Origin of the sequence: Arthrobacter sp. PAMC 25486, assembly GCF_000785535.1 — a bacterium.
GTDB lineage: Bacteria > Actinomycetota > Actinomycetes > Actinomycetales > Micrococcaceae > Specibacter.
The window spans coordinates 2,683,050-2,702,434 of sequence record NZ_CP007595.1 but is presented as its reverse complement, the minus strand read 5'-3'; the positions used below and the strand labels follow the sequence as shown (position 1 = coordinate 2,702,434).

Here is a 19,385-nt window from a genome sequence, read left to right as displayed (position 1 = left end):
TGGCAGGATGGAGGCATGCGAATTCTGATAGCCCCCGACAAGTTCAAGGGGACCCTGACCGGCCAGGAAGCCGCCGCAGCCATGGCTGAAGGCGCCCTGCGTGTCTACCCCGACGCCGTGGTGACAACATTGCCCATTGCCGACGGCGGTGAAGGAACGGTGGAGGCTGCTGTTGCCGCCGGGTTTGACGAGCGCTTTGCCAGTGTCATTGGTCCGATCCTGAAACCAGCGGGTGCCGTGTGGGGTTTCCGCGAAGACAGCAAGGTCGCTGTCATCGAAACCGCGCAGGCCAGCGGCTACCTGCTGAGCGAACCCACCGTGGAAAATTCGCTACGCGCCCACTCCTACGGCTGCGGCCAGCTGATTGCCGCGGCACTGGATGCCGGTGCCGCCGAGATCATCATCGGCCTGGGCGGCTCCGCCATGACCGACGCCGGGACTGGCGCCTTGCGCGCGCTGGGGCTTAAGCTCGTGGATGCGCACGGGAACCTGGTGCCGCTCGGCGGCGGCTCGCTCATCGATGTCGCAGCTGTTGACGCCACGGGCCTGGACCCGCGGCTGGCTGGGGTGAAGGTGCGGATGGCCGTGGATGTGGACAATCCGCTCTACGGACTCAACGGCGCCGCCCACGTGTTTGCGCCGCAAAAGGGAGCCGACGCGGACGCCGTCGAACTTCTCGACGCCGGACTGCGCAACCTGGCCTCAGTGGTCCGGGAGGCCACCGGCATTGACATTGACCTGCCGGGGACCGGTGCCGCCGGAGGATTCCCTTCGACTTTTGTGGCCTACGCCAACGCCGTTGTGGAGCGTGGCTTTGACCTGGTGGCAGACCTGATCGATTTGGAAACCCACCTGGCCGATGCCGACCTCGTGATCACGGGGGAGGGATCCCTTGATGCGCAGTCGCTGTCCGGGAAGGGGCCGCTCGGCGTGGCTGACGCTGCGCACGCAAGGGGGCTTCCCGTCGTCGTGGTTGCCGGGCGCATCACCGTGACGCCGGAACAGTTGGCTCAACACGGCGTGGTGGCAGCGGTGAGCGCCACCGACGTGGCCGGCTCCCCGGAGGCCGCGCTGGCGGATGCTGCCCGCTACACCACACGCGCCACATCCGAGGCGCTCAACGGCATCTAGCCGGCGCCGAACTTGCAGTTGTTGCCCTCCCGGACGAAAAGGAGCGCAACAATTGCGAGTTCGGCGCCAGGTAGTCCGATGGCAGGCGATAGCTAGCCGCCGGCAGTCCAGGGCCGGTGCCAGGTCGGGCTCAATTACATCTCGGTTCGGTAAAACTGTTGACATCAAAACACGTAACATGTCATATTTTACTGACTAGCGAAGTGTGATGTACCCGACAGCAGGCAGGCATGCGGGGAGTATCCGCGTGGTTGCTTCACGTTGTCCGTCAAAGGAGATGTAGACAATGAAGCTTCGAATTCCCAAAACCGTCACCATGGCCGCCGTGGCCGCAACCATTCTCGCCACAACGGCGTGCGGAGGCATTCTTGGCGGCGGAGACGAGAAGACCGCCGACTCCGGCCCCATCAAAATTGCCGCCGTCATTCCGCTGTCCGGCTCCAGCGCACCCACCGGCGTGTTCATGAAGAACGGCATGCAGATGGCCATCGACGAGATCAACGCCAAGGGTGGCGTGCTCGGCCGGCAGCTGCAATTCGATCCGGAAGACGAAGCCTGTGATCCCACCCAGGCCGCGGCCGCAGCCAACAAGGCAGTCTCCAACGGTGCCGTGGTGTCCGTGGGCGGATACTGTTCCGGCGCCACCCTGCCAACCCTGCCCATCTTCGAAAAAGCCAACATCCCCATGATCATCCCGGCAGCCAACTCCCAGGACCTGGTCAACCAGAAACTGCCCAACGTGTTCCTGATCAACGGCACCGGCGTCCAGCAGGCTGCTGCTGCGGTGAAGTTCATGGTCAAAGACGGCGTGAAGACGGTCGCCCTGGTCGATGACAACACCAGCTACTCCAAGGACATCGCCACCCAGACCAAGAAGGACCTGGAGACCGACGGCAACGTCAAGGTTGCCCTGTCCACCTCCGTCACCGCAGGTGAAAGCGACTACTCCTCCGTGGTTCACGACATCATGGGCGCCAACCCCGACATGCTGTACTGGACCGGCTACTACCAAGAGGGCGGGCTGATCATTAACCAGCTCAAGGCGGCCGGCTACACGGGCAAGATCATGGTGGCTGACGGCAGCGTTGACGCCTCACTGATCAAGATCGCCGGCGCCGCCAATGCAGAAGGCGTCTTCGCCACCATGACCCAGACCCCCGACACCATCAAGGGAGCCGAAACCTGGATCGCCGACTACACCAAGAAGTTCGGCAGCGCCCCCGGACCGTACTCAACACAGTCCTACGACGCAGTCCGCGTGGCGGCTGAGGCCATCACCAAGGCCGGCAGCACCGACGGCGACAAGGTCATTGCCGCCCTGCAGGCCATCGACGGATTCCAGTTGTTCTCCGGACCCTTGAAGTTCACCCCGGAACATACGCTCACCAACGGAGGCTTCCAGATCCTGGTGGTCAAGGACGGCAAGTTCGCCCTCCAGGACGACCTGAGCTGACCATTCACAACCGGCGGGCCATGTCTGTGCTTCGCGCAGCAGTGTCCGCCGGTTGGCCTTCCCTTTCGTGTTCGGCTCTTATGTCAAGGCAGGACAAGCATGACTCAGCTAATCTGGAACGGCCTCTTTGTAGGCTCTTTTTACGCGCTTATCGCCCTGGGCTATTCAATGGTCTACGGCATCATCAAACTTCTAAACTTCGCCCACGGTGACATTTACATGCTGGGCGCCTTCATCGGCTTTGCCACGCTGAGCTCCTTTGGCATCATCCCGGCCTCCATGTCCATCACCGCGCTGCTGCTGGTGCTGCTGCTGACCATGATCATCACCGGCGGCATCGGCGTGGGCATTGAACGCCTCGCCTACCGGCCGCTGCGGAATTCGCCGCGCCTGGCGGTGCTGATCACCGCGGTGGGTGCCTCCTTCACGCTGGAATACGGTGTCAGTGCCATCGCCGGCCCCAACCCGCGAGTGTTCCCCGTCCGCCTCCAGGGCCAGACCTTCGACGTCCTGGGCGCCCGCATCTCCGCACCCCAAATCGTCCTCATGTTCGTGGCCGTGATCCTCATGCTCAGCCTGAACTCCTACATCCAGCGGACGTCCATGGGACGCGCCATGCGGGCCATCGCCTTGGACCCCAAGGGCTCGCTGCTCATGGGCATCAACGTCAACAAGGTCATCACCTGGACGTTCTTCATCGGCTCGGCGCTCGCCGGTGCCGCGGGTGTCATGGCAGGCGCCTACTACGGCAAGATCGACTTCCTCATGGGGTTCATCATCGGGCTGAAGGCGTTCACCGCCGCCGTCATTGGCGGCATCGGCAACATCAAGGGCGCCATGTTGGGCGGGCTGCTGCTTGGGTTGCTTGAGGCCTTCGGCTCCCAGTGGCTGGGTGGGCAGTGGCGCGACGTGTTCACCTTCGCCGTGCTGATCGCCTTCCTGACCCTGAAACCCACCGGCCTGTTGGGCGAACGTGTGACGGAGCGTGTCTAAATGAGTGAGAACGTCGACACTTCCACCGCCCCGCGCCGGATCGGCAAACCCGCCAGCCGCGTCTCACGCCTCTTTGAAAGCAAGCAGCTCGGCTGGGCGGCCTTCGCGATCGCCGTCATCTTCCCGTTCCTGATTGCCAACAACTACGCCATGAACATCGCCACCACGGCCGTGATCTTCGTCTTGCTGGCCTCGGGCCTGAACATTGTGGTGGGCTACTGCGGCCTGCTGGACCTGGGCTACATCGCCTTCATGGCGGTGGGGGCGTACACGGCCGGCATCGTGTCCAAGGCCTTTGAAATGCCCATCCTGTTCACCATCCCGGCCGTCGTGCTCATGTGCATCCTGGCCGGGCTCATCATCGGCGGCCCCACGCTCCGGCTGCGCAGCGACTACCTGGCCATCGTGACGCTCGGCTTCGGTGAGATCATCCGCCTGACGGCCAACAACCTGGAGATCACCGGAGGGCCCTCCGGCATCTACGGCATCCCCGGGGTGGAATTGTTCGGCGTGGACCTCTCCAACCCGGTGCCGTTCTACTACTTCTGTGTGGTGGTGGTGGGACTGCTGGTCCTGGGCTCGGCCCGGCTGGGCAGGTCGCGGCTGGGCCGGGCCTGGCGCTTTGTCCGCGAGGACGAGGACGCCGCCGAGGCCATGGGCATCCACACCTACAAGGTCAAACTGGCCGCCTACATTTTCGGCGCCATCTGGGGAGGCATCGGCGGCATGCTGTTCGCCTCGCACCTCTCCGCCATCTCCCCGCAATCCTTCGTGTTCCTGCAGTCCGCACTGGTCCTGATGGCCGTAGTGCTCGGCGGCATGGGCAACACCCGCGGCGTGGTGGTCGGTGCCGTGGTCATCTCGCTGCTGCCCGAATTCCTGCGCGACATGGGCAACCTGCGCTACGTGATCTTCGGTGTTGTGCTGGTGGCCGTCATGGTCCTGCGCCCCCAGGGCTTCTGGCCTGCCAGGGCCTATGAGCCCGAGAAGGATGGGCCGGGGAAAGACGACGGCGGCACCGGACCAGGTGCCCACGGCGGCAAACGTTCGCGCAGGAAGAAAATGGCCCCTGCCAGTTCTGCGAGCAATGCCGGTCCCGCGACAGGAGAAGACGGATGAGCCCGCTGCTTGAGGTGAAGGACCTGCAAATCGCCTTTGGCGGCGTCAAGGCCGTCAACGGGCTCAGTTTTACGGCCGACGCCGGCGAGATCGTCTCCGTCATCGGCCCCAACGGCGCCGGCAAAACCAGCGCCTTCAACTGCATCACCGGCTTCTACAAGCCCGTCAGTGGCACCGTCACCGTGGACGGGCAGGACGTCACCGGCAAGCGCCCGGCCGTGATCGCCGCAACGGGGGTGACCCGCACCTTCCAGAACCTGCGCCTGTTCCCCGACCTGACGGTCCTGGACAACGTCAGGGGAGGCATGCACCTGTACGGCGGGCAGAACTTCCTGGACTCCTTGTTCCACACGCCCCGCTACCGTAAAAGTGAGGCGTTTTACACGTCCGAGGCCCACCGCTGGCTGGACTTTGTGGGCTACAAGGGAGGCCGCGGCATCCCCGTGCGAAACCTTGCCTACGGCCAGCAGCGACAGGTGGAAATGGCCCGCGCCATGGCCCGCAAGGCCAAGCTGGTACTCCTGGATGAGCCCGGCGCCGGCCTGAACCACTCGGAGAAACGAGACCTGCTGGCCTTGTGCCGCAAGATCCGGGACGAGGGCGCCGCCGTCGTGCTTATTGAACATGACATGGGGGTGGTCATGGAGGTGAGCGAGCGGGTGGTGGTCATGAACTTTGGCAAGGAAATTGCCGACGGCACCCCTGCGGAAGTGAAGAAGAATCCGGCCGTGATCGAGGCGTATCTGGGCAAGGAAGACGAACCGGAAGAAGGTGGGTCCTGATGTCCATGCTGGAATTTGAGAACGTGGAAGTGTTTTACGGCAAGATCCAGGCACTGCGCGGGATGAACATCCGGGTCGAGGAGGGCGAGATCGTCTCGCTGCTGGGCAACAACGGGGCGGGGAAGACCACCACACTGTCCACGGCGTCGGCCATCGTGAAATCCCACGCGGGCAAGATCAGCTTTGCCGGCACCGACATCACGAAAGCGAAACCGTGGGAGGTGGTGGGTGCCGGGCTTATTCATGTTCCCGAGGGGCGGCGGATCTTCTCCACCCTGAGTGTCACGGAGAACCTGCAACTGGGCGGCTACCTCGTTAAGGACAGGGGTGCGGTCAGCAAGCGGATGAAGGAAGTTTTTGAGATGCTGCCGCTGCTGGCCGAACGCCGCAACCAACAAGGCGGCACGCTGTCAGGGGGGGAGCAGCAAATGCTGGCCATCGGGCGGGCGCTCATCGCCGGGCCGAAAATGCTGATGCTGGATGAACCATCCATGGGACTGGCGCCGCTGATCGTGGCCCAGGTCATGGCGGTCATCAAGGACGTCAACGCCAACGGCACCACGGTTTTGCTGGTGGAACAAAACGCGCGTGCGGCCCTGAAGATCACCAGCCGCGGCTATGTCATTGAAAGCGGGGTCACCACCATGACAGGAACAGGGCCGGAACTGCTGGCCGATTCACGGATTGTTGAGGCATACCTTGGCGCCTGAGCGGGTACAGAGCAAGCAGCGGGAACAGCATTTGGTAGAGGCCGCGACGTGGCGGGTCGCCACGGTGGATTACCACACGGCGGGGGAGCCGTTCCGGATTGTCCCGGAACTACCCTTCGACATCAGCGGCGCCACGGTCCTTGACCGGCGTGAAAGCGCCCAGACGGGCCCTGCCAATATTCTGCGGCAGCTGCTGGTCAACGAGCCGCGCGGCCATGCTGACATGTACGGCGGCTTCATTGTGCCGCCCAATGATTCCGGCGCCCACCTGGGTGTTTTGTTCTGGCACAAGGACGGCTTTTCCACCGCCTGCGGCCACGGCACCATCGCCCTGGGTGCGTGGGCCGTGGAAAGTGGTCTGGTCACTGCCGCGGACGACGGCGACACGGACGTGGTCATCGACGTTCCCTCAGGGCGGGTCACGGCCCGGGTGACGATGGTGGCCGGCCACGTGGACGCCGTCACCTTCCTCAACGTCCCCTCCGCCGTCATGGCCCGGTCCATCACGGTGGACACGGTGGACTTTGGCAAGCTGGAGGTGGATGTGCTGTGGGGCGGGGCGCTGTACGCCTCCCTGCCGGCACGCGCCGCGGGACTGGAGGTCACGCCGTCGTGCCTCAACCAACTGATCGAGGCCGGGCGGCAAATCAAGGCCACACTGTCCGGGAATCCGGCCGCCAGGCACCCCAGCGAGCCGCGGCTGGACGGCATTTACGGCACCATCTTCCATGAGCCGGCGGGCGGCGGCGGGAACCTGGCCCAGCGCAATGTGACCATTTTTGCCGACGGGCAGGTTGACCGCTCACCCTGTGGCTCCGGCACGGCGGCACGGGTGGCCTCACTGGATGACTCCGGCGAACTGGCCGACGGCGCGGTGCTGGACCACTATTCCATTGTCGATTCACACTTTTCGGCACACGTGGCGGCCCGGGAGCCGTCCGGGGTGGTGGTCGGCGTCCGCGGCACCGCCCACCTGGTGGCGCACTGCCTGTTCACCCTTGACCCGAGGGATGCGCTGGGGCTGGGCTTCGTGCTGCGTTGAGGCACACCAAGGCTGGCGCTGCAGGCTGTTGCGGCGGGTTCATTGAGAGGATGGGGTCATGAACGAAACTAAATACATCATCCCCGGCATGGCCGTCACGGACTTCTTCACCACCGTCCCGCTGGACTGGTTCGACCCTGCGGCCACGGAGACCATCACCGTGTTTGCCCGCGAACTCATGGACCCCGTCCGCCGCCACGAGGACCTGCCCGTGATGGTGTTCCTGCAGGGCGGCCCCGGAGGAAAGGGCCCCCGCCCCCTCAGCCCCGCCGGCTGGATTGGGCAGGCACTGAAAACACACCGCGTGCTCCTGCTGGACCAGCGCGGCACGGGCCGCAGCACCCGCATCGACGCCGCCACCATGGCGCGTTTCGGCGAGGGTGCGGCGGGGGCTGCCGCCGGTGCCGACTATCTGTCCCACTTCCGCGCGGATTCGATAGTGTCCGACGCCGAACACATCCGCAAGACCCGCTTCGGCGGCCGCCGCTGGTCAACCATGGGGCAAAGCTATGGCGGCTTCCTGACGCTGACATACCTGTCCCGGGCGCCCGAGGCATTGGAGGCCTGCTATGTCACCGGCGGGCTGGCCAGCATCTGGCCGGACGCCTCCGAGGTGTACCGGCGCACGTTCCCGCGCACGGCCGGGAAAAACCATGAATTTTATGCCCGCTACCCGCACCAGCTGAAACAGGCCGCCGCAGTGGCGGACCACCTGGCCAACCATGACGTCCGCCTGCCCGACGGCGACCGGCTCACCGTGCGCCGATTCCAGACCCTCGGCATCGACTACGGCATGAAGCCCGGCTTCGAGCGCATGCACTGGCTGCTGGAGGAGGCCTTCACGGAAGCGGGCACCCTCAGCGATGGTTTCCTGGCCCAGGTCCTGGCCCGCACCTCCTTCGCCGACAACCCGCTGTTCGCCGCCCTGCAGGAGAGCATCTACTCCCACGGCGGCAACGGCCCCACCAACTGGGCGGCCCAGCGGGAACGGGACAACCACCCCGAATTTGCGGAGACGGCACGGCCCCTGATGTTCACGGGCGAGATGATGTTCCCGTGGATGTTTGAGGAGATCCGCCTGCTGCGCCCCTTTGCCGGGGCCGTCAACGAGCTGGCGCGGCGCGAGACCTTCAGCGAACTGTATGACCTGGACCGCCTCGCCGCGAACGAGGTCCCTGTTGCCGCCGCCGTCTACTTTGACGACATGTACGTGGACGCCGGGCTGCAACTGGCCACGGCGTCCGCCGTGGGCAACGTCCACGCCTGGGTCACGAACGAGTTTGAACATGACGGCATTGGTGACGACAAGGTCTTTGCCTACCTGCGCTCAACCATCGACCGGCTGGGCGGTGGAATCACCACCTGAGTGACGTGCCGGTTGCGGGAGCCGCAACCGGCACGGCCCCTCCTTCGCCGAGGTGTGAGATCACGCCCTGTCCCGCAGGGCGTGATCTCACACCTCGGCGAACTTGGTCCGGATGGAGATCACTCGCGGCTGTTGGGTTGGAAAAATGATCCCGCTCCCGCCTATTGAGCCTGGTATCCCGGGCTCCGAAAGCGGGACCAGCATCATTTCCGTTGGGGCGCCCGCCGGAAGATCCAGCCACCGCTGCGAGAGGGGCGGAGGAAGGCGCGCAGGGAAGAGCCGGAAGAAGTCGGGCCGGAGGGCGCTGAAACAGGTGCAAAATTAGTCCCCGCGAACCCTAGTGGAATGTGACATTGTACTGTTAGGCTGGGCCTGTAATCCATTGTTGGCGGCGCTGCCAGCACCCTCCCGCGGGCGGCGCAACCAAGGACAAATGGCGGCTGACCACCTGCAAGGAGAATTTCATGACATCACGTACCCAGCCCTGGCAGGGCATCCACGTTGCCACGGCGCTTCCCTTCAATGATGACCTCAGCGTCGACTATGTCGCGTTTGGTGAGCATGTGGCCTGGCTTGCGGCCAATGGTTGCGACGGCGTCTGCCCCAACGGTTCCCTCGGCGAGTACCAGACGCTGACCGATGGGGAGCGGGCCAGGGTGGTGGAGACGGCCGTTGCCGCATCCCCGGAGGGCTTCACCGTCATGCCGGGCGTCGCCGCCTATGGTGCCGCGGAATCCCGGCGCTGGGCCGAGCAGGCACGCGACGCCGGTGCCGCGTCCGTGCTGGCGCTGCCGCCGAACACGTTCCGGGCCGACGATGACACCGTCATGGCCCACTACCGGGAAGTGGCCAAGGCGGGCCTGCCGATCGTGGCGTACAACAACCCCCTCGACACCAAGGTTGACCTCACGCCGCCGCTGCTGGCACGCCTGCACGGCGAGGGCCTGATTGTGGCCGTGAAGGAGTTCACCGGCGATGTGCGCCGGGCCTACGAGATCGCCGAGCTGGCGCCGGAGCTGGACCTGCTGGTGGGCTCCGACGACGTGCTGCTGGAAATGGGCATCGCAGGAGCGGTCGGCTGGATCGCCGGCTACCCCAACGCCATCCCGCAAAGCACGGTGGAACTGTACAACCTCGTCACCAGCGGCAACATGGAGGACATCGCCACGGCGCTACCCATCTATCGCGACTTGCATGCCTTGCTGCGGTGGGACTCCAAGGTGGAATTTGTGCAGTCCATCAAGCTGTCCATGGACATGGTGGGCCGCAAGGGCGGTGCTTGCCGCCAGCCCCGCCTGCCGCTCTCCCCTGGCCTGACGGCACGCATCACCGCCGACACCGAGGCCGTCCTGGCCAAGGGCTACAAGTAGCCACCCGCCCCAGCCGCAACCCAGCACGGAGGAAGCCGTTAATGCGCTCCAAGAGGGTGTTTCACGCCGTTGACTCCCACACCGAGGGGATGCCCACCCGGGTCATCACCGGAGGTGTGGGCACCATTCCCGGCGCCACCATGGCAGAACGCCGCCAGTGGTTCATCGAGAACATGGACGACATCCGGACCCTGCTCATGTTTGAACCCCGCGGGCATGCCTCCATGAGCGGAGCCATCCTGCAGCCGCCCACCCGGGCGGACGCCGACTTCGGGGTGCTGTTCATCGAGGTCTCGGGGCTGCTGCCCATGTGCGGTCACGGTACCATCGGCGTGGCCACCGTACTGGTGGAGACCGGCATGGTCCCGGTCCAGGAACCCGTCACCACCATCCGGCTGGACACCCCGGCCGGACTGGTCGTGGCGGAGGTGCACGTGGTAAACGGGGCGGCGAAGGCGGTCACCATCACCAACGTCCCCTCCTTCTCACTGGCCCTGGACCAGTCGGTGGACGTGCCCGGGTACGGAGGCGTCCGGTACGACATGGCGTTCGGCGGAAACTTTTATGCCGTCGTCGAACTTGACGAACTTAAGCTGCCCTTTGAGCGCGCGGCCAAGGACCGGCTGCTGGCCGCGGGGCTGGCCATCATGGCCGCCATCAACGAGCACAACCCGCCCGTGCACCCGGAACGTGCGGACATCCACGGCTGCCACCACGTCTACCTCCAGGCGCCCGACTCCACCGCGGCCCATTCCCGCCACGCCATGGCCATCTATCCGGGCTGGTTTGACCGCTCACCCTGCGGCACGGGAACCAGCGCCCGCATGGCCCAGCTGCACGCCCGCGGCGAACTGGCCCTGGACACCGACTTCATCAACGAGTCCTTCATCGGCACCCGGTTCACTGGCCGGCTCATCGCCGAAACCACCGTGGGCGGACTCCCCGCCGTCATCCCCACCATCACCGGCCGCGCCTGGGTGACGGGGATGGGCCAATACCTCCTGGACCCGGACGACCCCTTCCCGGCAGGATTCCTACTGTGAACGGGGCTGTGAGCGGGCCGGCGCTGTTCCTCACCCCCGAGGAAACTGCCATGCTCGACGGCGGCCACGGCCCGGGAACTGCCATGGCCATGCGCATCGTAGTGGCCGTGGCGGGCGTGCTGGGCGCCGACAGGCTCATGCCCATCACGAACGCACACATCGACAGCTGCCTCTACCACGGCCAGGCCGGGCTGGACTTTGCCCAAAAACTTGCCGACCTTGGTGCGAAGGTCGCCGTCCCCACAACACTGAACACCAGCTCGCTTGACCTGCTGCACCCCGGCCTGGTCCGCCTGCCGCCAAGTGAGGCGGTGCCGGCACGTGCACTTATGGACGCCTACCGGACCCTCGGTGCCCGCGCCACGTGGACGTGCGCGCCCTATCAGTCCACCGAACGGCCCGCCTTTGGTGAGAACATCGCCTGGGCCGAATCCAACGCCATCGTCTTCGCCAACTCCGTCCTCGGCGCCCGCACCGAACGTTACGGCGACTTCCTGGACATCTGCGCCGCCGTCACCGGGAGGGTGCCCCATGCGGGGCTGCACCTGAGTGAACACCGGCTGCCCGCCGTCGAGCTTGACTGTTCGCAACTGTCCACGGCGATGCTGGGGCACGAGGCCGTGTGGGCCGCCCTGGGCGGGGTGGTGGGGCGACTGGTGGGGGAGAGGATCCCGCTGCTGACAGGGATCGACCCCGGCGCGGTGGATGAGGACAAGCTCAAGGCCTTCGGGGCCACGGCTGCCTCCTCCGGCGGCGTGGCCCTGTTCCACATTGCCGGCGTGACCCCCGAGGCGCTCGCCGCCGGATGGGGCGGTGACGGAGCCTCCGGCGGGACCGGCATAGGCGGCGCCGGCGGCACTGGGACAGGCGGCGACGCGGACCCTGGGGCCCCAGATTGGGAAGCCATCACACCCGCCATGGTCCGGTGCATGCGCGATGAACTGACGACGGCGGACCCCGCCGCCCCGCTGGATGCAATCGCCCTGGGAACGCCGCACTTTTCAACCACCGAATTCAACCAGCTGGCCGGGCTGCTCCAGGGGAAGCCGTTCTTCAGCCCGGGCTGCACCGTCTGGATCAACACCTCCCGCGAGGTCCTCGCGCAAGCCCGCGAGTCCGGCCACGCCCAAGCTGCGGAGGAACGCGGCGCCCGGATCGTGGTGGATACCTGCACCTACATCACACCCATCTTGGGACCGGAGGAACGCGCCGTCATGACCCCGTCAGGGAAGTGGGCCTGGTATGCGCCCATGAACATTGGTGTGGACATCATCTTCGCCACCCTGGCCGAATGCGTCGACTCCGCCCTCGCCGGAAAGGTGGTCCGCCATGACGAGCAATGGGCCTGAAACATCCTTCACCGGAACCACCCTGTGTGCCGGCGCCGGGTCTGGCACGCTGCTGGCATTGGCGGAACCCCTCTCCTTCTGGGGTGGCACCGACAGGAATACCGGAATGATCATCGATACCCATCATCCGCAGCGCGGCACCTTGCTGGGTGGGACCGTCCTGTTGATGGCTGCTTCCCGCGGCTCCAGTTCATCGTCGTCCGTCCTGGCCGAGCAGCTCCGCGCAGGTGTGGGGCCGGCCGCCATCCTGCTCACGGCCCGGGACGCCATCGTCTGCCTTGGCGTGCTGGCGGCAGCGGAACTGTACGGGCGCCAAACCCCCGTGGTGCTGCTGACCCAGGCCGACGCCGATACACTGGGCGCCAGCGCAGGCCCGGCCCACGTGTCGGTGACGGCCGCACCCGGCGGGAGTGCCGCCGTCGTACGTACCTTGAACCCCCAAGACTTCCTCGAACCCCAAACGTTAGGACAACCATGACACTGCCCTACATTGACGCTGCACGCCTGCAGGAATTGCTCAAGCCCGAGATTGCCGTGGCCGCCCTCGAGGAGGCGCTGCGCGGCGGCTTGGATCCGGAACTGGATTCGCCCAGGATATTTGCGCCGCTGGATGCCGGGGAATTCTTGCTCATGCCTGCGCAATCGGCCAAGTATGCCGGGATCAAGGTGGCCACCGTGGCGCCAGGAAACCCCGCCCAAGGGCACCCGAAAATCCAGGGCACCTACCTGCTGCTGGACAAGGGCACCCTGGCGCCGCTGGCCACCATGGACGGGGCCGAGCTGACGCTTATCCGCACGCCCGCCGTCACCGTCATGGCCATCAAGGCGCTACTGGCGCTGCGCGGGGCGGACTCGGCCGGGGTCGTGGTGGTGCTCGGTACCTCTTTGCAGGCCGACCGGCACATTGAGGCCCTCGCCGCCGTGTGCGGGATCGAAACACTGATGATCGTGGGACGGCGGCCCGAGGGTGCCCAGGCGCTCGCGGACAAGTATGCCGGGCAGGGCATGGAGGTCCGTGCCGGGACCATGGATGACATTGCCGGGGCCGACACCATCATCTGTGCCACATCCTCACAGGTGCCGGTCTTTGACGGGAACCTGCCCAGCAATACCGCCGTGGTGGCCGCGATTGGTTCGCACGGCTTGGACGCCCGGGAGATCGATCCCGTCCTGGCCCGCCGCGCCGACGTGGTGGTTGAGGGCAGGGCCTCGGCGCTGCGCGAGGCGGGGGATCTGATTCCCGCCCGTTCCTCCGCGGAATGGGAGCAGCGGGGCCTGGCCACACTGTCCGACCTGGTGTCCGGACGTTTTTCTCCCGCAGCCGGCAGGCCGCTGTTGTATACCGGTGTTGGCATGGCGTGGGAGGACATCGTGGTGGCAGGGCGTGCCTTTGAAGCATTGAGTGAATCCGGGACGGCCGTACACTAAAATGTCATATTACAGTGGGTGATTTTCCCGTCTGGGGTCCTTGAGGGAATGGAGCGTCATGAGCACGCAAGCTGCATCGCACCTGACCATGGTCAAAAAGAACGTCAGCCTGCGCGAGACGGTGACCTTGGCACTGCGCGCTGCTGTCATTTCCGGAGAGATGAAACCGGGGGAGGTGTATTCCGCTCCGGCCTTGGGCAAGCGCTTCGGTGTTTCGCCCACCCCCGTGCGCGAGGCCATGCTTGACCTGGCCAAGGAAGGGCTTGTGACCTCGCTGCCGAACAAGGGTTTCCGCGTCACCGAAGTCTCCGACGAGGATCTTGACGAAATCACGGCGCTGCGCCTGCTCATCGAACCGCCCACCGTCCATCAGGTCACCCCTTTGATTGACGACGCCGGTCTGGCCCGCCTGCGTGGGATGGCCAACGCCATTGTGGACTTCGCGGTCTCCGGCGATCTGATCCAGTACACGGAAGCCGACAGGGCGTTTCATATTGCGATCCTTGAGTACAGCGGAAACAAACGCCTGATTGCCCTGATTTCAGAGCTGCGTGCCCACACCCGGCTGCTGGGGCTGGCGCCTCTGGCCGCTGCGGGCAAGCTGCGCGACGCGGCGCTGGAACACGTGGAGCTGGTGGACCTGATCGCCGCCGGCAAGGCTGCGGAGGCGCAGGAACTGATGACCATGCACATAGGCCATGTCCGCACCGACTGGGCCAAGCAGTAACCGCATCCCATTCCCTATCCATCGAGTACGCAGTTGTTGGACGTGGAAAGCGCGTTCCAACGATATTTGGTCCAACAACTGCGTACTCGACGAGGGGGGCTTTGGTGGGTGGAATTATTTTCCCCAAGACACGCTCCACGACCTTGTAGTGTGTGACATACTACTGCTATGAGTCTTCCCCGATTCGTTGACGTTGTTGTCATTGGTGGAGGTGCCGTGGGCGCCGCCTGCGCGTATTTTGCTGCGCGCGCCGGACTGTCCGTGGCCGTTGTGGAGCGGGGCGCCATTGCGTCGGGAACTTCCAGCGCCTGCGAAGGCAACATTCTCGTCTCCGACAAGGAAGCCGGCCCCGAACTCACCCTCGCCCAATACTCACAGGAGTTGTGGCGCGGCGAGCTCGGCGAATTTGGCCACTTGTGGGAGTTTGAGTCCAAAGGGGGGCTGGTGGTGTCCGCCCGGCCCGGCGCCCAGGAAAACCTTGTCCGCCTGGCGCAGCGGCAGCGGGCCGCCGGTATCGCCGTAGAGCTCGTCCCCGGGCCGGAACTGCTGGACATTGAACCGCAGCTGAACCCGAACATGTCCGGCGGGGCATACTATCCCCAGGACGCCCAGGTGCAGCCCATGCTGGCGGCGGCCCACCTGTTGCGTCTGGCCCGCGAACGCGGCGCCACCGTTCATGCGGACACCGCGGTCACAGGGTTTCTGCGGCTGGGCGACGCGGTCACGGGCGTGGTGACCAGCAGGGGAAGCATCAGCTCATCCGCCGTCGTCAATGCTGCGGGAACGTGGGGAGGTGCGGTCGCGGCCCTGGCGGATGTCAACGTGCCTGTGTTGCCAAGGAAAGGCTATGTGCTGGTGACGGAGCCACTGCCCGTCCTGGTTCATCACAAGGTGTACGCCGCCGAGTATGTTGACAATGTGGCCAGTTCCGACGCCGGCCTGCAAACCTCCCCTGTGGTGGAGGGGACCGGCGGAGGTACCATCTTGATTGGTTCCAGCCGCGAACGCGTGGGCTTTGACAAGAACTTTGATCCTCTGGTCATCGCGGCCATGGCGGGCAAGGCGATCGCCTTGTTCCCGTTCCTGTCCCGGGCCAAGGCCCTGCGCAGCTATTTCGGTTTCCGGCCCTACTGCCCGGACCATCTGCCCGTCATCGGGTCCGATCCCCGGGCTACGGGACTGTGGCATGCCTGCGGACATGAAGGGGCAGGGATCGGGTTGAGCGTCGGCACGGGGGCGTTGATCGCGGCGGGGCTGGCTGGCGTTGCTCCCGCCATGGACCTTGCGCCCTTTGCGCCCGAACGATTTGATGTCCCAGCCGCACAGGAGAAGGCCGATGCCTGAGATCGAACTGACCTTCGACGGAGCACCCTTGCCGGCCCGCCCCGGCCAAACCGTGGGGGCCGCCTTGACTGCGGCCGGCGTGGCAAGCTGGCGCACCACGGCCAAAAAAGGCCGCCCGCGCGGCTTGTTCTGCGGCATCGGCGTCTGCTTCGACTGCCTGATCACGGCCGACGGCGTCCCCAACCAACGCGCCTGCATCACGCCCGTGCGCGACGGCATGGTGCTGGAAACAGGGTCGGGGGAGTCGGCATGACCTTTGAAGCGGGCTTTGAGGTGGCGGTCGTGGGCGCCGGGCCCGCGGGACTCGCCGCCTTCGATGTGGCGGTCGTGGGCGCCGGGCCCGCGGGACTCGCCGCCGCAGTCCATGCGGCCGACTCCGGGCTGGGCGTGGTCCTGGTGGATGCCGGGCAGCAGCCGGGCGGACAGTTCTGGCGCCACCGCGACGAGGCCGGGCACGGGTCAGGTGTCGGTGGCGAGACCGAGGCTAGCGAAGGTTCCGGCCACCACGACTGGAAACGCTTCGGGGATCTGCGCTCCCGCCTCTACAGCCACGAGGCGGCGGGGCGGCTGCGCTACCTGCGTGGATCTCAGCTGTGGCTGGTGGAGGAGGCCCGATCCGATGGATCTCGGGTGCTGCGGCTGAGTCCCACAGTTGATGATTCGCCAGTGCACGGCGGCGCGGAAGCTGCCGCCGTCCCGGATTCCGTGCGGGCACACCACCTGATTCTGTGCCCCGGCGGATATGACCGCCAACTGCCGGTGCCTGGCTGGGACCTTCCCGGCGTCATGGCCGCCGGCGGCGTCCAAGCCCTGCTGAAGGGCAACATGACAGCGCCGGGGGGAACCGGCGTCGTGGCTGGAACCGGACCCTTCCTGCTCCCGGTCGCAACGGCCCTGGCAGCGGCGGGCGTCAAGGTTGCGGCGATTTGCGAGGCCAACTCTCCCAACGGCTGGCTGCGGAATGTGGCCGGCGTGGTCCAGGCACCGGAGAAGGCCCTGGAAGGCATGGAATATGCGGCGGCCCTGGCGCGGCACCGCATCCCGTACCGCACCCGCACCGCCGTGACGGAAATCCACGGCACGGACAAGGTGGAGGCAGTGACCCTGTCCCGGCTGGCTGCGAATGGGTCCGTGGTGGCGGGAACTGGACGGCGCGTGAAGTGCGATTTTGTGGCATTGGGCTGGGGGTTTACACCCTCGCTGGAACTGGTGCTGGCCGTGGGCGCCGGCACCGTCGTGGACGTTGACGGTTCGCTCGTGGCGGTGGTGGACGACCAGCTGAACAGCACCGTGCCGGGCGTGAGTGTTGCGGGGGAGGCCACCGGCATTGGTGGCGCTGCCATGGCCGTTGTTGAAGGGGAGCTCGCGGCGTTGGGCGTCAGCGCCGCCCAGGCAGCCCGAATTGCGGGCGGCACCGCAGCAGGCGGTGTCAGCCTCCACGGTGTCAGTGCTGCGGGGAGCATCGGAGCCCCCGGTTCGACGGAATTTGGTCAGCGGATCTCCCGCTTGCAAAAGCAGCGTGCCCGGTTGCGTGCCTTTGCCGTGGCCATGCACCGGGCCAACCCGGTGCCCGCGCGCTGGACCGGCTGGCTGAGCCCCGAAACCGTGGTGTGCCGTTGCGAGGAAGTCAGCTACGGGCAGCTGTGCAGTGCCCACGAGGAGCTGGGGGCACTGGATGCGCGGAGCCTGAAGTCCTTTGCCCGGCCCGGCATGGGCTGGTGCCAGGGGCGTGTGTGCGGTTTTGCCACGGCAGGGATTGCCGCAGATTTTACCGGCCGGGCTGTCAGCGCCGACGACCTGCGGGCCATGTCCAAAAGGACGCTGGCCGCGCCAGTGTCACTGGGCCGCCTCGCCGCCCTTGCCGAGGCGACCGGCGAACCCGCGCAACCGGCCACCCAGGCAGACGAAGAACGGACAAGTTCACGAACAAAAAGGATGCGAACCATGAGTGAAACAACCACCACCCCGGCCGAGCTGGAAGCCATTCTGGCCGCGGCAGCCACCGCGGCACAGCAGTGGGGACAACGTCCCGCGGGAGACCGCGCCGCCGCCCTGGTTGCCGTGGCCGACGCCCTCGATGGCGCCTCGCAGGAACTCGTTCCACTCGCCGAAGCGGAAACCAACCTCACGGAGGCCAGGCTGTCCGGGGAGCTGAAACGCACCACCTTCCAACTGCGCCTCTTTGCCGAACTTCTCAACGACGGCGGCTACCAAGACGCCCGCATCGACCATGCCGACGAGGCCTGGCCCATGGGTGCCCGCCCCGACATCCGCCGTGTCCTGGAACCGCTGGGACCGGTGGTGGTGTTTGCCGCCAGCAACTTCCCCTTCGCCTTCAGCGTGGCCGGCGGGGACACCTGTTCTGCCTTGGCCGCAGGCTGTTCGGTGGTGCTGAAGGTGCATTCCGGCCATCCTCGTCTCTCGGCCGCGGTGGGCCGCGTGGCCGCCGAGGCGCTGGAAGGTGCCGGCGCGCCGTCGGGCATCCTGCAACTGGTGTACGGCACGCAGGCCGGCCGCGACGCGCTCCTGGACCCGCGGATCAAAGCCGGAGCATTCACCGGTTCCATCACGGGCGGGCGGGCATTGTTTGACCTGGCCAATTCACGCCCCGAACCCATCCCGTTCTACGGCGAGCTGGGCAGTGTCAACCCCGTCTTCGTCACCGAGGCCGCCGCCGCCGCGCGCGGGTCGGAGATTGTGTCAGGGTTTGTACAGTCGTACACCATGGGCGCTGGACAATTTTGCACCAAGCCCGGAATTCTGCTGGTTCCTGCGGGCTCGACCATGGTCGCGGAGTTGGCTGGCGCCGCCCGCCCGGAACCGGCCAAACTGCTCAACGAAAGGATCCAGTCTGGTTACACGGCCGCGCTGGAAGGCATGTTGGGGCACGGCTCCGTTGCCCCCTTGGGCAGGACCCGGGACACCCTGGCGTCGCCGCCGGCCCCGGCACTGAATGTCACTACGGCGGCGGCCCTGCTGAAGGATCCCGAGGGGCTGATCACCGAGTGCTTTGGCCCGTCGGCGCTGGTGGCCACCTACGAAGCGGAGTCGGAGTTACTGGCTGTGGCTGGCGTGCTGGACGGCCAGCTCACAGCCACCATTCAGGGTGAGGACAGTGACGCGATCGCCCCTGAACTGGTGCGCGTGCTGGCCGGAAAGGCCGGGCGCGTGCTGTGGAACCAGTGGCCGACAGGCGTTTCCGTGACGTATGCGCAACAGCACGGGGGGCCGTACCCGGCCACCACCGCGCCAACGTCCACGTCGGTGGGAACGGCCGGGATCACGCGCTTCCTGCGTCCCGTGGCCTACCAGGGACTGCCGGCCCACCTGCTCCCGCCCGCCTTGCGCGACTCCAACCCCCTGGGCGTCCCGCAGCGGATCAACGGTGCAACCGCCTGATCCGGCCAAAAACAGAGAGCCGCCCCCGCGGCCTTAACGCACAAAGTGCCACGGCGGGAGGCTACCTTCACTGCCAGGTGGCCTCCCCGTTCGCTGCCTCCCACTGCTCGCAAGCTCGCAGCGGGTCCC

At 66.1% G+C, this 19,385-nt stretch carries 17 protein-coding genes; all 17 read left to right on the top strand.

What is annotated here, in order from left to right:
- Positions 1-15: 15 nt before the first annotated feature.
- The 17 genes from art_RS12425 to art_RS23325 all read left to right on the top strand — a co-directional run bounded on the left by art_RS12425 (position 16) and on the right by art_RS23325 (position 19,256).
- Positions 16-1,131, top strand: a complete 1,116-nt coding sequence (locus tag art_RS12425; RefSeq protein ID WP_038465325.1) for a glycerate kinase — start codon at positions 16-18, stop codon at positions 1,129-1,131.
- Positions 1,132-1,417: 286 nt separating this feature from the next.
- A complete protein-coding gene (locus art_RS12420) occupies positions 1,418-2,584 on the top strand; it encodes a branched-chain amino acid ABC transporter substrate-binding protein (protein WP_038465323.1) in 1,167 nt (388 codons plus the stop codon).
- A 99-nt stretch (positions 2,585-2,683) separates the two neighbouring features.
- Complete coding sequence (locus tag art_RS12415) at positions 2,684-3,577, top strand: branched-chain amino acid ABC transporter permease (RefSeq protein WP_038465321.1); 894 nt, start codon at positions 2,684-2,686, stop codon at positions 3,575-3,577.
- Positions 3,578-4,696 carry a branched-chain amino acid ABC transporter permease gene (locus art_RS12410; protein ID WP_082000269.1) on the top strand — a complete coding sequence of 373 codons (1,119 nt, stop codon included), beginning with the start codon at positions 3,578-3,580 and terminating at the stop codon, positions 4,694-4,696.
- Positions 4,693-5,478: an ABC transporter ATP-binding protein gene (locus art_RS12405; protein WP_038465319.1), complete on the top strand. Its 786-nt coding sequence runs from the start codon at positions 4,693-4,695 to the stop codon at positions 5,476-5,478. The genes art_RS12410 and art_RS12405 overlap by 4 nt, the downstream gene beginning before the upstream one ends.
- Positions 5,479-5,483: 5 nt before the next feature.
- A complete protein-coding gene (locus tag art_RS12400; protein ID WP_367643783.1) occupies positions 5,484-6,188 on the top strand; it encodes an ABC transporter ATP-binding protein in 705 nt (234 codons plus the stop codon).
- On the top strand, positions 6,178-7,230 hold the full coding sequence (locus art_RS12395) for a proline racemase family protein (protein ID WP_253901347.1): 1,053 nt from the start codon (positions 6,178-6,180) through the stop codon (positions 7,228-7,230). Before art_RS12400 ends, art_RS12395 begins: the two co-directional genes overlap by 11 nt.
- A gap of 58 nt (positions 7,231-7,288) precedes the next feature.
- A complete protein-coding gene (locus art_RS12390) occupies positions 7,289-8,596 on the top strand; it encodes an alpha/beta fold hydrolase (protein WP_038465315.1) in 1,308 nt (435 codons plus the stop codon).
- 464 nt (positions 8,597-9,060) lie between these two features.
- Complete coding sequence (locus art_RS12385) at positions 9,061-9,966, top strand: dihydrodipicolinate synthase family protein (protein ID WP_038465313.1); 906 nt, start codon at positions 9,061-9,063, stop codon at positions 9,964-9,966.
- A gap of 41 nt (positions 9,967-10,007) precedes the next feature.
- Positions 10,008-11,009, top strand: a complete 1,002-nt coding sequence (locus art_RS12380) for a proline racemase family protein (RefSeq protein ID WP_038465311.1) — start codon at positions 10,008-10,010, stop codon at positions 11,007-11,009.
- The gene (locus tag art_RS12375; protein WP_253901346.1) at positions 11,006-12,358 is read left to right on the top strand and encodes an aconitase X catalytic domain-containing protein; all 1,353 of its coding nucleotides are present in this window, start codon (positions 11,006-11,008) and stop codon (positions 12,356-12,358) included. Before art_RS12380 ends, art_RS12375 begins: the two co-directional genes overlap by 4 nt.
- Positions 12,339-12,836: a DUF126 domain-containing protein gene (locus art_RS12370; protein ID WP_082000268.1), complete on the top strand. Its 498-nt coding sequence runs from the start codon at positions 12,339-12,341 to the stop codon at positions 12,834-12,836. Before art_RS12375 ends, art_RS12370 begins: the two co-directional genes overlap by 20 nt.
- The gene (locus art_RS12365; RefSeq protein ID WP_038465309.1) at positions 12,833-13,786 is read left to right on the top strand and encodes an ornithine cyclodeaminase family protein; all 954 of its coding nucleotides are present in this window, start codon (positions 12,833-12,835) and stop codon (positions 13,784-13,786) included. The genes art_RS12370 and art_RS12365 overlap by 4 nt, the downstream gene beginning before the upstream one ends.
- A gap of 58 nt (positions 13,787-13,844) precedes the next feature.
- A complete protein-coding gene (locus tag art_RS12360; protein ID WP_038465307.1) occupies positions 13,845-14,513 on the top strand; it encodes a GntR family transcriptional regulator in 669 nt (222 codons plus the stop codon).
- Between the two features lie 168 nt (positions 14,514-14,681).
- Positions 14,682-15,857 carry an FAD-binding oxidoreductase gene (locus art_RS12355; RefSeq protein ID WP_038465305.1) on the top strand — a complete coding sequence of 392 codons (1,176 nt, stop codon included), beginning with the start codon at positions 14,682-14,684 and terminating at the stop codon, positions 15,855-15,857.
- Positions 15,850-16,110, top strand: coding sequence for a (2Fe-2S)-binding protein (locus art_RS12350; protein WP_216699533.1), 261 nt, complete (start codon positions 15,850-15,852; stop codon positions 16,108-16,110). Before art_RS12355 ends, art_RS12350 begins: the two co-directional genes overlap by 8 nt.
- The gene (locus art_RS23325) at positions 16,107-19,256 is read left to right on the top strand and encodes an aldehyde dehydrogenase family protein (RefSeq protein ID WP_367643735.1); all 3,150 of its coding nucleotides are present in this window, start codon (positions 16,107-16,109) and stop codon (positions 19,254-19,256) included. The genes art_RS12350 and art_RS23325 overlap by 4 nt, the downstream gene beginning before the upstream one ends.
- Positions 19,257-19,385: the final 129 nt, after the last annotated feature.

What these genes read in the sequence shown, in the direction of transcription:
- art_RS12425 (WP_038465325.1), top strand. Translation starts at nt 16, where the DNA reads ATGCGAATTCTGATAGCCCCCGACAAGTTCAAGGGGACCCTGACCGGC.
- art_RS12420 (WP_038465323.1), top strand. Translation starts at nt 1,418, where the DNA reads ATGAAGCTTCGAATTCCCAAAACCGTCACCATGGCCGCCGTGGCCGCA.
- art_RS12415 (WP_038465321.1), top strand. Translation starts at nt 2,684, where the DNA reads ATGACTCAGCTAATCTGGAACGGCCTCTTTGTAGGCTCTTTTTACGCG.
- art_RS12410 (WP_082000269.1), top strand. Translation starts at nt 3,578, where the DNA reads ATGAGTGAGAACGTCGACACTTCCACCGCCCCGCGCCGGATCGGCAAA.
- art_RS12405 (WP_038465319.1), top strand. Translation starts at nt 4,693, where the DNA reads ATGAGCCCGCTGCTTGAGGTGAAGGACCTGCAAATCGCCTTTGGCGGC.
- art_RS12400 (WP_367643783.1), top strand. Translation starts at nt 5,484, where the DNA reads ATGCTGGAATTTGAGAACGTGGAAGTGTTTTACGGCAAGATCCAGGCA.
- art_RS12390 (WP_038465315.1), top strand. Translation starts at nt 7,289, where the DNA reads ATGAACGAAACTAAATACATCATCCCCGGCATGGCCGTCACGGACTTC.
- art_RS12385 (WP_038465313.1), top strand. Translation starts at nt 9,061, where the DNA reads ATGACATCACGTACCCAGCCCTGGCAGGGCATCCACGTTGCCACGGCG.
- art_RS12380 (WP_038465311.1), top strand. Translation starts at nt 10,008, where the DNA reads ATGCGCTCCAAGAGGGTGTTTCACGCCGTTGACTCCCACACCGAGGGG.
- art_RS12370 (WP_082000268.1), top strand. Translation starts at nt 12,339, where the DNA reads ATGACGAGCAATGGGCCTGAAACATCCTTCACCGGAACCACCCTGTGT.
- art_RS12365 (WP_038465309.1), top strand. Translation starts at nt 12,833, where the DNA reads ATGACACTGCCCTACATTGACGCTGCACGCCTGCAGGAATTGCTCAAG.
- art_RS12360 (WP_038465307.1), top strand. Translation starts at nt 13,845, where the DNA reads ATGAGCACGCAAGCTGCATCGCACCTGACCATGGTCAAAAAGAACGTC.
- art_RS12355 (WP_038465305.1), top strand. Translation starts at nt 14,682, where the DNA reads ATGAGTCTTCCCCGATTCGTTGACGTTGTTGTCATTGGTGGAGGTGCC.
- art_RS12350 (WP_216699533.1), top strand. Translation starts at nt 15,850, where the DNA reads ATGCCTGAGATCGAACTGACCTTCGACGGAGCACCCTTGCCGGCCCGC.
- art_RS23325 (WP_367643735.1), top strand. Translation starts at nt 16,107, where the DNA reads ATGACCTTTGAAGCGGGCTTTGAGGTGGCGGTCGTGGGCGCCGGGCCC.